10 protein-coding genes and 3 pseudogenes are annotated in these 10210 nt (G+C 44.2%); 6 read left to right on the top strand and 7 right to left on the bottom strand.

Going from position 1 to position 10210, the window contains the following annotated elements; translation table 11 throughout:
* Positions 1–167: 167 nt before the first annotated feature.
* The 6 genes and pseudogenes from ACQEXT_RS21055 to ACQEXT_RS21030 form a co-directional block, all read right to left on the bottom strand.
* Positions 168–749, bottom strand: a pseudogene (locus ACQEXT_RS21055) (carbohydrate ABC transporter permease); the annotation flags it as partial.
* 19 nt (positions 750–768) lie between these two features.
* Positions 769–1755, bottom strand: coding sequence for a carbohydrate ABC transporter permease (locus ACQEXT_RS21050; RefSeq protein WP_426953422.1), 987 nt, complete (start codon positions 1753–1755; stop codon positions 769–771).
* Positions 1756–1817: 62 nt separating this feature from the next.
* The gene (locus tag ACQEXT_RS21045) at positions 1818–3062 is read right to left on the bottom strand and encodes an ABC transporter substrate-binding protein (RefSeq protein WP_426953421.1); all 1245 of its coding nucleotides are present in this window, start codon (positions 3060–3062) and stop codon (positions 1818–1820) included.
* Between the two features lie 29 nt (positions 3063–3091).
* Positions 3092–4087, bottom strand: coding sequence for a LacI family DNA-binding transcriptional regulator (locus ACQEXT_RS21040; protein ID WP_426953420.1), 996 nt, complete (start codon positions 4085–4087; stop codon positions 3092–3094).
* A gap of 323 nt (positions 4088–4410) precedes the next feature.
* Positions 4411–4857 carry an IS200/IS605 family transposase gene (gene tnpA / locus ACQEXT_RS21035; RefSeq protein ID WP_426953418.1) on the bottom strand — a complete coding sequence of 149 codons (447 nt, stop codon included), beginning with the start codon at positions 4855–4857 and terminating at the stop codon, positions 4411–4413.
* A 375-nt stretch (positions 4858–5232) separates the two neighbouring features.
* Positions 5233–5481, bottom strand: a pseudogene (locus ACQEXT_RS21030) (Tn3 family transposase); the annotation flags it as partial.
* Between ACQEXT_RS21030 and ACQEXT_RS21025 the strand changes: the two are divergent.
* From ACQEXT_RS21025 to trpS, 6 genes and pseudogenes are all read left to right on the top strand, one after another.
* A pseudogene (locus ACQEXT_RS21025) lies at positions 5468–5792 on the top strand (hypothetical protein); the annotation flags it as partial. The pseudogenes ACQEXT_RS21030 and ACQEXT_RS21025 overlap by 14 nt on opposite strands.
* A gap of 115 nt (positions 5793–5907) precedes the next feature.
* On the top strand, positions 5908–5997 hold the full coding sequence (locus ACQEXT_RS21020; protein WP_138971130.1) for a helix-turn-helix domain-containing protein: 90 nt from the start codon (positions 5908–5910) through the stop codon (positions 5995–5997).
* Between the two features lie 162 nt (positions 5998–6159).
* Positions 6160–7158, top strand: a complete 999-nt coding sequence (locus tag ACQEXT_RS21015; RefSeq protein WP_426953417.1) for an OmpA family protein — start codon at positions 6160–6162, stop codon at positions 7156–7158.
* Positions 7159–7169: 11 nt separating this feature from the next.
* Positions 7170–7982, top strand: coding sequence for an Ig-like domain-containing protein (locus tag ACQEXT_RS21010; RefSeq protein ID WP_426953415.1), 813 nt, complete (start codon positions 7170–7172; stop codon positions 7980–7982).
* An 87-nt stretch (positions 7983–8069) separates the two neighbouring features.
* Complete coding sequence (locus ACQEXT_RS21005; RefSeq protein WP_426953414.1) at positions 8070–8267, top strand: hypothetical protein; 198 nt, start codon at positions 8070–8072, stop codon at positions 8265–8267.
* Positions 8268–8540: 273 nt separating this feature from the next.
* Positions 8541–9563 carry a tryptophan--tRNA ligase gene (gene trpS, locus ACQEXT_RS21000; protein ID WP_426953413.1) on the top strand — a complete coding sequence of 341 codons (1023 nt, stop codon included), beginning with the start codon at positions 8541–8543 and terminating at the stop codon, positions 9561–9563.
* Positions 9564–9613: 50 nt separating this feature from the next.
* On the opposite strand, the gene ACQEXT_RS20995 is transcribed toward trpS, so the two are convergent.
* Positions 9614–10096 carry a PaaI family thioesterase gene (locus tag ACQEXT_RS20995; protein ID WP_426953412.1) on the bottom strand — a complete coding sequence of 161 codons (483 nt, stop codon included), beginning with the start codon at positions 10094–10096 and terminating at the stop codon, positions 9614–9616.
* Positions 10097–10210: the final 114 nt, after the last annotated feature.

The raw sequence follows: 10210 nt of genomic DNA, 5'->3' as shown, positions 1-10210 counted from the left end.
ACCAAGTTTCATTTCTAGTATAGGTCATAAGTTGAGTGAAAACTGTTGTTTAGAGTATTAGCGGTTGAGATTTATAACAATGATCTGTTTACAAATCCGTTGCGTAGACATTAGTGAGCAAGACAACAGCTAAATAGTTTTTATGGCGTCTGTCCTTATAGTGGTTAGTAAGTTCTAAACTCACCTGCACCATCTAGTTTTGCCGCTTCCAGTAGCTCTTTAGGAATCGAAGCCACCACATGCTGACGCATTAAGAAAATGCCAAACGGCGTTGTGGTGAACGGCAGCCATACCGCCAGATGGTTACCGAGCAAGCCTAGGAATTTCACGATCATGAAGTAAGGGATCAGACTCAGCACTGGCGGGATCATCATCGAGCCAACCAGCATGCCGAACAGAAACGTTTTGCCTTTAAACTTGTACACCGCAAAAGCGTAACCACCCATGCTACAAAACAGCAGTGAGATGGTTGTGCCTAGAAAAGCAATGTAGATGGAGTTAAACATCGCCTGCCAAAACGGCATGATTTCCAGCAACTTAGCGTAGTTAATGGCTAAGCTGTCACCAATAGCGAAACTGATGCCCGTACCAAAGATTTCCGTACGGTCCCGAGTAGAAAGCAGCGCCGACCACAGAAACGGGAACACCGTCATGATGGCCGAAATAATCAGCACGACTGCAAGCATCGCCATCAAGAGCTTGGTAAAGATTTCAATGCTGCGATCACTTGGACGCCAGCGAGGAGACATTACGTGTTGAGTAGTCATCTTATTGCTCCCCCAAACCTTTTTTACCGAAGAAGAATTGAACCGCAGTACATCCAGCAATCAGCATAAATAGCAACCAAGAGATAGCCGATGCTGTGCCCATTTCTAACCACTCCCAACCTACTTTGTAGAGGTACATTGAAATCGTTAGACCTGATTGACCTGTACCACCGGTACCACGAGTCAGAACGAACGGTTCTTCAAATAGCTGTAAGTTACCGATGATGGTCATGGTCACCGCGAAGAAGATAAACGGACGAATCATTGGCAACGAGATACTCCAGAAACGGCGCCAAGCGTTCGCACCATCCATTCGAGCCGCTTCAAGAATGTCTTTAGGAATGGTCATCAAACCCGTGGTGTACAGCACGATGTTAAAACCGGTGTATTTCCAGAACACCTTGATAGCGATAGATGGCTTGACCATCGTCGCGTCATCAAGCCAGCGGATTGGCTGAAAATCATTGACCCAGCTGAACGCCCAACCAAACAAAGTGCTATCTGCCAGTGCAATTAAGGTCTGGTTGATGATGCCCGAGTTCGGCGAGTACATGTTGAAGAAGATCAGTGATGCCGCCACCGTTGAGGTGATAAACGGCAGGAAGTAAGCCGATGTCAGCCAATGGCGGAAACGGTCACTCATTGAAACCAAAATGTATGCGACAGGCAACGCAACCAAGTGTTGAGCCACGCCAGATGTAATCGCAAGCCATAGGGTGTTTTTCAGTGAACGCCACAGCCACGGGTCAGTCAGAGCGATGTGGTAGTTTTCTAACCCCACATAATCCATCGCCCCTAAACCTTCGACTGGGTTCCACTCGTGAAACGACAGAAAGATTGAAAACAGTAACGGGAAAATCCCAAATACAGAAAAAATAATCAGAAACGGAAGTAGGAATCCATACGGTGTAAGCGCTTTCAAACTCAGACGAGAAAAAAGGCTTTTGCTCTCGGATGTATCCATAACCTTGCTCGCTGCATGATTCATAGTAACGACCTCTAGTTAGGAAGGCGAAGTTCGCCTTCCTCCCTTACCAAATAACGAGCCAATTAAAGATTACGAGTACGGCGTTTGATCATGCGCTCTGCTTCTTTCAGCGCAGTTTCGATATCTTTGCCTTCATCAAGCACTTCCATTAGCGCATTCTCTAAAATGATAGAACGTGCAACGTGGTCACCTTTCGCAGGTGCAACTGGCTTGATGTTTTTCGCTACGTCAGCAAACAGTAGACGTGCCTTTTGACCGCCAAGGAATGCCACTTCTTCTTGGAATAGATCATCGTCATAAGTGGTTGTGTTTGCAGGGAATGCCGCGATGGTTTCAAAGTGTTTAAGCTGGATATCACGCTTGGTTGTCATGTATTCAATCAGCTTCCAAGCTTCATCTTGATGTTTAGACTGCGTTGGGATAGATAGGAATGAACCGCCCCAGCTGCCGTAGATACCATCAGGTAGGTGAGAAACACCCCAGTTACCCGCTGTCTCTGGTGCAATCCAGTTATTTAGGTGGCCAAGTAGCCATGCGCCAGATAGCTGAGTTGCGAACGTGCCGTTACGGAAGCCTTCATACCATTCGTTTGACCAAGCTAGAATACGAGCATCTAGGCCTTTATCACGAATCTCTTTTGCGACTTCAAATGCGTGGACAAAACGCTCTGAAGTTACCACTGGGTTACCGTCTTTATCGAAGTATAAACCTTCACCTTCAGGTACTGTAGTAAAGATAATCGCTTGCGCCACATCCGCTGCTGACGCAATCAGGTAGACATCTTTTTTCTTTAGCTCTTCACCGGCTTTGATGTACGAGTCCCAATCTTTAATTGCTTCATTTAGATCGATACCCGCTTTTTCAAACACGTCTGTGCGGTAGTACATTACACCTGGACCAAGGTCGACAGGCATGCCGTAAACATCACCATCAGCACCTTTACCTTGTGCCCATGCGTAAGGCGCAAAACTTTCTGCGTACTTATCGGCACCGTAGTTTTCAGACAGGTTAACTAGACCGCCAGATGCCACAAACGGACCAATTTTCTCTACATCAACAACAATAACGTCACCCGCGCCTGAGCCTGTTGCTAAGTTGGTGGTCAGCTTCGTATGGTGGTCCCCGTGGTTGTTCATCAGGTAATCAACCTTAATACCTGTCTCTTTTTCAAAGTCAGGCAGCAGCACTTTCAAGCTACTGTCAAAATCAGGGAAACCATCAAAGCGAATATCAGAATTAGCAGCGTTGACTGTTGATGCGACTCCAAGTGCAGTAACAGTGGCAAGCGTCAAAGTTTTTAGTTTCATCTTATTGTCCTTAAATGATTTTGTAGGATTTAGAGTTGTTTCACAGAGCTTCTAGGCACCAAAGTCGGTGACAGTTTGAAGCTCACGTCTCGCTTGTTTTTATTGAGTATTTGAATCACCAGTTGAACGGCTTCAGCACTCATTTGTTCAATGGGAAAATTCACTGTGCTTAACGGTGGCGATATGTAGCGAGCAAACAAGATGTCATCGAATCCCATCAATGAAACCTGTTCAGGTACGCTAATACCTTCCTCTTTGAGCACTTCAAACGCTCCGAATGCCATGTGATCGTTACAGGTAAACACAGCGGTAAATGAACAATTTCGTTTCAGCAATTTACGCATCGCACTCACACCCGACTCCTCGGTAAAACCGGCCTCTGAAACCAATGCTTCGTCGAACAAGATATCCGCTTCTTCCAAAGCTTTGCGGTAACCTTGCAGACGCCCCCGTGCATCAGATTTATCCAGAGGGCCGGTAATACATGCGATGTTACGATGCCCCATTCGCAACAAATGTTCAGTCGCTAACTGGCCACCAAACTCGTTGTCTATTTCAATACAATTTTGCGCAAGTTCTGGAACGAATCGATTGACCAATACCAACGCCACACCTTTCGCTTCAAGGTCTGTTAAGTAATCATCTGTTAAGTGCTGAGTGTGCAAAATCATCGCATCCACTCGGCGACCAAGAAGGAACTCAACGGACTCTCGCTGTCCTTGCTCCGTGTTAGAACCTGCAGTCACCACCACGTGGTAACCTAGTCGGCGTAGCCTGTTTTCAATGCTGTGAAGAATCCCAGAGTAAAAAGGCCCACCCAGCTCAGGCACGATGATTCCGATGCTTCCGGTACGGCTAGAAGCCAGCGCTTGTGCAATTGCATTTGGGCGATAACCGAGAACTTGTACGGCCTTTTCAACTTTCAGCTTCTTGTCGTGACTGACTCGGTTGGTGCCATTGATCACTCTTGATACCGTTGCCTGTGAAACACCTGCATATTCAGAAACATCTTTGATCGTCGCCACTTACACACCTCGGTTACTGCCTAACTTTAAAGCCGCTTCTAAAATGGAAACCGCTTTCATGGAGCTAGTATTGATGAATTAGTTACCTAGTTGCGTGAGAGCAGTCACACTCAATGGGGCCTTACTTGGCCTGATTTACCAAACAATGAAGCAGGGAGCAGTTTCCTTTCTCACCATGAAACTGTTTCATAGAATGATTAAAGACTAGCCATAAAGAGATATTTTTCGAATCGATGAAATAGAGGTATTGATTGGTTTCAGAAGTAAAAAATCCACCTGCATAGCAGGTGGCTTTGAAAGGCCCCCTAAAAGGGGGCTCACTGTTAGTTTTCTAACCCAAGACGCATCTGACGCTCCTCTTCTTCCTTTCCCACACGATCTTGATGTCGGACATACCTGCGTATAATTTCCTCGTTCATCCCTACCGAATCAACGAAGTAGCCTCTTTGCCAAAATTTGTTGCCCCATAATTTCTTCTTTCTTAAGTACGGAAATTTGTTAAATAGGCGAATTGCGGTTCGTCCTTTTACAAAGCCCATATATGTCGAAACTCTTAAACTAGGGGGCAATCTCACGACCAGATGTACGTGGTCTACTTGAACATTCAGCTCTACAACCTTACAGTTCTTCATATTACTGTAGATATAGATGCTCCGGTAAAGCTCCTTACCCAAATTACCTTTTAAGATTTTCAGGCGGTACTTTGGCGTCCATACTATGTGGTACTGACACCTGTAATATACGTGTGAGGCGGATTCATATCTGCTCATGTTCTTTATCTCCTTCATTTGCTGGTTACAAACGAGGACATCTTGAACATGAGCGTTCTTCGGGCATAGCCCAAAGGAACGATCACCACCTTCTAAAGAAGGTGGTTTAAGGTTAGAAAACAAAAAAGAGCCGCGAAGTCGCGGCTCAAATGATTGGAGTTAATCATAATCTGGCTAGCGGCTTCACTGCCTTACCGCTAGCAGAAAAATAGACAGTATTAATCAGGGTGGATTACCACCATGCTTCGAACATTGCACCCACAGCCACCGTATCAGCGGTTACCGTTGTTGGGGAGTTACGCTCATTTCAGCGAAAAGTCCAAAGTTGGCTCTCAGCCCTTTATTTATAAGGGATGAGAGCATATAGAGTTTGTTCGCGACCATTTCTAGAACCTCTTCTTCTCCTAGTGGCACTAAGTTTTCAAGTAATCTTTCTAAAACTATGTTGTCCTTTTTATAACCAAATGTGTAATTCCCTGCAAGCTGGATATGACGTCAAGAAACGGGAGAAAGACCGGCTATCAACTCCACGACTTTTTGGTTGCCTTCCTTCTCAAATTTTTCAATTAAGCTAGATAACAACGCCGAATTATAATAAATGATGCAGTTTGCGATGAACAAAGCAATAAATAGCATGATGATAGATATGCTAGCTGCTATCGCAAGAAAAGATCACCAAAATCGCCGCCGTCGTCAGGCTGAAGGAATAAAGAAAGCCAAGGAGGAAGGTAAATACAGAGGACAGCAAGCTGCCTCTGATTCTACACGAAAAGATCTATCAGCTACGAGTTATCAACAATCTGAGTATTAGTGATTCCGCCAAACTCACCAACATATCGACTCGTACAGTAATTCGAGTAGCTCAAAAGTTGGCAAGTGAGCGTTCTGTGGCAATAATTCAACCATTTCATACGGAGAGACCAACATGGCTGTAACTGTATTAGGTATTGGCCTGATAAAAAACGGCATTGCACTCCATGACGCTGATCACAAAGGTAATACTGTCCTTTGTAAACCCAAAATAAGTCTAGTGTCCTGATAGCAAAGCAAATGCATCAAAAACAGTTATTATCTGTGGACTCTATTTGTGAGTCTCTTTCGATTTCTCGCGCTACCTTCTATCGATATTTATCTCTCTGAGACTGGCTATTTTGGTTTTCATTTTTTGGATCAGATGAGAGTTCGTTCTTTGCAGAAAATAAAGTTCAGACAAATCCTACACTCAATACCTGCTTAAAAATGATACTGTCTATTTATCTATTTATCTATTTGTCTATTTATCAATTTAACTATATGGAAATTATGAAAAAAATAATATTACTTACTAGTTTATTTAGTATTCCTGTACTGGCTGCGACGGAGTCCCCTCAGATTTTTGTTGGCGTAAAGGGTGGGTATCAATGGGCCCTAGACGACAATTACAATCATTCAAATCCAGAGGGCACAATTTTAGGTCTCTATGGCGGGTTACAGTTTACGCCCTCTTGGAGTTGGGATTTAGGCTATCAATATCACGATAAACTAAAGGCGGACGCCACATCAGTTAATGTTAAAACTTGGTTGATTGAAAGTGCTCTTCGTTACGATTGGTACCTACAAGATAACCTAAGTTTATACGGTCGGCTTGGTGCTGCTTATTGGGACATGGAAAAAACGCAACTGTCTTCAAGTAAGAGCGATGCGACAGGTTTTTCTCCTCTCGGTGAGGTGGGGATTAACTATTACTTTAACCCTAACGTCCGATTATCAACGGGCTATCAATACATTGACAGTATTGGTAAGTCAAACACGGGTAAGTATGATAGCCATGGATTGTTGGTCAGTCTAACCTATACGTTTGGCAGTACAACTCAACCAGCGTTAGTCGAAACAGCGCCAACGTCGATTATTGAAGATACTCCCGTTAAAGAGACTGCCACTGTAAAAACACCTCCTCAAATACAGGCATTTTCACCAAAAACTACAGATGGATTGTTTGGTTTTGATTCAGTCGAACTTAGCCAAGAGCTCATTGACCAATTAACTGAGACCTCTTCAGTATTAAATTCTTACCCACAAGATCAAGCCAAAGTTGTTGGACACACTGACTCAACGGGCTCAGCACTCTACAATCAAAACCTTTCTGAGCATCGTGCTCAAGCGGTTGTCAATAAACTGATTGAACTGGGTGTCACACCGACACAACTTGAGTGGAGTGGTGAGGGTGAGTCTCAACCGGTTGCAGATAACAATACTGCAGAAGGACGAGCTAAAAATCGCCGAGTTGAAATCACCATCCCTAGCTTCCAGTTTCAAGAATAAGTTGAATTAGTATGAATACATATTTTAAATCTCTATTTTCAATAGCAATTGCTTCATTATTAATAGTATTAACCGGTTGTAATTCAGAGGGCGCATTCAGTTCTCAGCCTCAGCCACCAATAGACGCGACAGTGATTGAAATTACGGTGACCCCCTCACCGATTTCGGTGTTAGTAGGTCGCACACAACAGATGGTCGCGGTGGCTAAATACGATGATGGAACCGAAAGTGACGTCAGTGATTCTGTGACGTGGGAGATTGTTGGAGACCCAACAGTCGCGATCATATCCGCTTCTGGTTTAGTAACGGGTAACACTAAAGGTGACACTGAACTCATAGCAAAAAAGGATGGCATCACCAGCGATACGGCAAATGTCACTGTGTGTGACTTAGCTGGTACATGTATAGATATCTTCGATACAGGTACTGGTAAGTTATTTACCAATTCACCATCAGTGGCCTACTTAGACAGCATTGGCGGTAGTGCTACAAACGGTATTTATACTGAAAGTGGAACTTACGGCCCAAGTGGTAGTTTCTACCTATTCAACTGGACTAACGCAAATGTACTATGTACTACCTACAACACCCTTAGTCTCGGCGGACGGACGAACTGGCGTTTAGCGACAAGAGACGAGTTAAAAGTGGAGCTATACGACGCATCTGGTAATATGTTTACCGCGCGCGGTTGGCCGACCCTCATCCACCATTGGTCGGCGACTCCTGATGGTTCTAACTATTACAGCGTGTACCTCTACGATGGCTACGTCCACAGCCTCATTCCGAGCGGCACGAGCTACGCGTCCTGCGTCTCAAATCCTTAAAGTTGAGCGTTTAGAGTTTAACGTTTTAATTTTTAATTTTTGAAGTGCCAGAGTTGCATCTGGCACTTTTTAAAAGGGGGAAGATAGGTGAATATTGAAACTAAATTAGCATTGGTTGAAAGCAGTCAACGTATTGTTGGCATAAAAGAGGGGATGTTTGTACGTTTCTATGAGCAATCACTCTTTGGTTGGCAGCAGTGGGTATCTAAACAGGACCAATTACCGACATTGAAGGTGTTAAGGAAAAAGGTTAAGAAATTGAATGGAAGAAAAATCACCTTCTAACCCTTGTGATGAGGATCTGTTAAATCGTCGATATGTTCGATTGTTTTACCCGAAGCAATCGTCAATAAAATCTTTATCGAGCGTGTTGTGTTCAAAAACACTTCTTGTTAGATTGCTCGAATGAAATATATATCCGCACCTTCACTATTCTTCTGGTGGCGCTCTAACTAGAGCGGCGCGGAATTCTTACATTCTTATGCTGCTGGAAGGTAGCTAAGATTGTCATCTCTTTTGTATCTCCAGTAGCGATCTATTTATCTCGGAGATACACATATGAAAACTCAACAACACATTGAACCAAAAGAAATTATCCTCACTGGCGATCGTGCAACTGGTCCCTTGCATCTCGGCCATTACGTTGGTTCGTTAAAACAGCGAGTCGCATTGCAATCCATTTGTGAGCAAAACATTCTGGTTGCAGATATACAAGGTCTGACTGACAACGCCCACAATCCACGTAAAGTCTCATCCAACATTCTCAATGTGGTCGCAGACTACCTTGCTGTTGGTATCGACCCTTCACAAACCACCATCTGCCTGCAATCACAATTGCCAGCCTTGGCTGAGCTGACTATGTTCTACAGTAACTTAGTCACTATCGCTAGGCTGGAAAGAAACCCAACCGTTAAAAATGAAATCCAAAGCAAAGGTTTTGAACGCTCACTACCCGCTGGGTTTCTCACCTACCCGATTTCTCAAGCAGCCGATATCACTGGATTTAACGCCACTTTGGTTCCTGTCGGTGATGACCAATTGCCTATGCTGGAGCAAACCAATGAAATCGTCAGAAAGCTCAATTCTCTAGCGGGTAAAGCAGTGCTCAAAGAGTGTAAGCCGCTGCTCAGTAATGCCTCAAGACTGCCAAGCACAGACGGCAAAAATAAGATGTCGAAAACCATGGGCAATGCAATCAACCTTGGCGCTAGCGAAAAAGAGATAAGTGCAGCAGTAAAATCCATGTATACCGACCCAAACCATCTAAGAGTTGAAGACCCAGGCTGTGTGGAAGGAAACGTGGTATTTACTTATCTCGACGCTTTTCACTCCGACCCTGCTTATGTCGCTCAGCTAAAAGAATACTACCAAGCAGGCGGTCTTGGTGACGGCACGACCAAAAAAATCCTCGAAGAGTGCTTACAAGATATGCTGCGACCAATCCGAGAAAAACGAGCCATGTATTTAGATGATAAAGCGCAACTTATCGAGATACTGGCGACAGGCAGCCACGTTTCACGCGAGAAAACTGCTCAAGTACTATTTGATGTAAAAGGCGTGTTCGGTCTAAACATTCTTTGAAATGAAAGGAGCTTCGGGCCAAGTGGAAGAAATCTATATTGGCTCGAACTTCACCCCTTGTTTGGTGCAAACCATGAATTCGGTACTTTCACCGCAATGACCTCTGCTCGACAGCAAACCTCCCCTTTGGAGAGGAGTTCACACTCAAGCACAATCTTTTTCTCAGACGCATCAACAATCATTGCATTCAATGTAACAGGCGAGTCAATCGCAACAGGTTTTAAGAATGAAACATTAAGGCTACCAGTGGCAAACCATACTGCCTCACCGACACCTACTTCTTGCCCTTGCATCTGATAACCTTTAGCAATGGCTATACACACGCAATGACAATCAATGATGGTTGAGATGATGCCACCATTAAGAAAATGGGTTGGTCCTGCACAGTGATGATGGGCAGGAGTAAACATACAGCTCGCCTGTGATTCTGATTGCCAATAGCTTTTGATTTGTAAACCCAGTTCATTTTCGCTCCCGCAGCCATAACAATGGTTATTGGGGATCTGTTCTTGAATCGCTATCTGTTGCTGCATAACACCACCTATAGTCAGAAAAACTAATAAGGACAGGCACTGAAGTATCCCCACAAAACTGAGAGAAAAAGCTAATAAATTCATTTTATTGGGAACATTCATGACGCTTAGTGA

The sequence above is a fragment of the Vibrio sp. TRT 29B02 genome (assembly GCF_050113655.1).
Lineage (GTDB): Bacteria > Pseudomonadota > Gammaproteobacteria > Enterobacterales > Vibrionaceae > Vibrio.
Note: the sequence above shows the minus strand (reverse complement) of the source record. Positions and strands in the feature narration are given on the sequence as shown.

What these genes read in the sequence shown, in the direction of transcription:
- ACQEXT_RS21050 (WP_426953422.1), bottom strand. Translation starts at nt 1,755, where the DNA reads ATGAATCATGCAGCGAGCAAGGTTATGGATACATCCGAGAGCAAAAGC.
- ACQEXT_RS21045 (WP_426953421.1), bottom strand. Translation starts at nt 3,062, where the DNA reads ATGAAACTAAAAACTTTGACGCTTGCCACTGTTACTGCACTTGGAGTC.
- tnpA (WP_426953418.1), bottom strand. Translation starts at nt 4,857, where the DNA reads ATGAGCAGATATGAATCCGCCTCACACGTATATTACAGGTGTCAGTAC.
- ACQEXT_RS21020 (WP_138971130.1), top strand. Translation starts at nt 5,908, where the DNA reads ATGCATCAAAAACAGTTATTATCTGTGGACTCTATTTGTGAGTCTCTT.
- ACQEXT_RS21015 (WP_426953417.1), top strand. Translation starts at nt 6,160, where the DNA reads ATGAAAAAAATAATATTACTTACTAGTTTATTTAGTATTCCTGTACTG.
- ACQEXT_RS21010 (WP_426953415.1), top strand. Translation starts at nt 7,170, where the DNA reads ATGAATACATATTTTAAATCTCTATTTTCAATAGCAATTGCTTCATTA.
- trpS (WP_426953413.1), top strand. Translation starts at nt 8,541, where the DNA reads ATGAAAACTCAACAACACATTGAACCAAAAGAAATTATCCTCACTGGC.
- ACQEXT_RS20995 (WP_426953412.1), bottom strand. Translation starts at nt 10,096, where the DNA reads ATGCAGCAACAGATAGCGATTCAAGAACAGATCCCCAATAACCATTGT.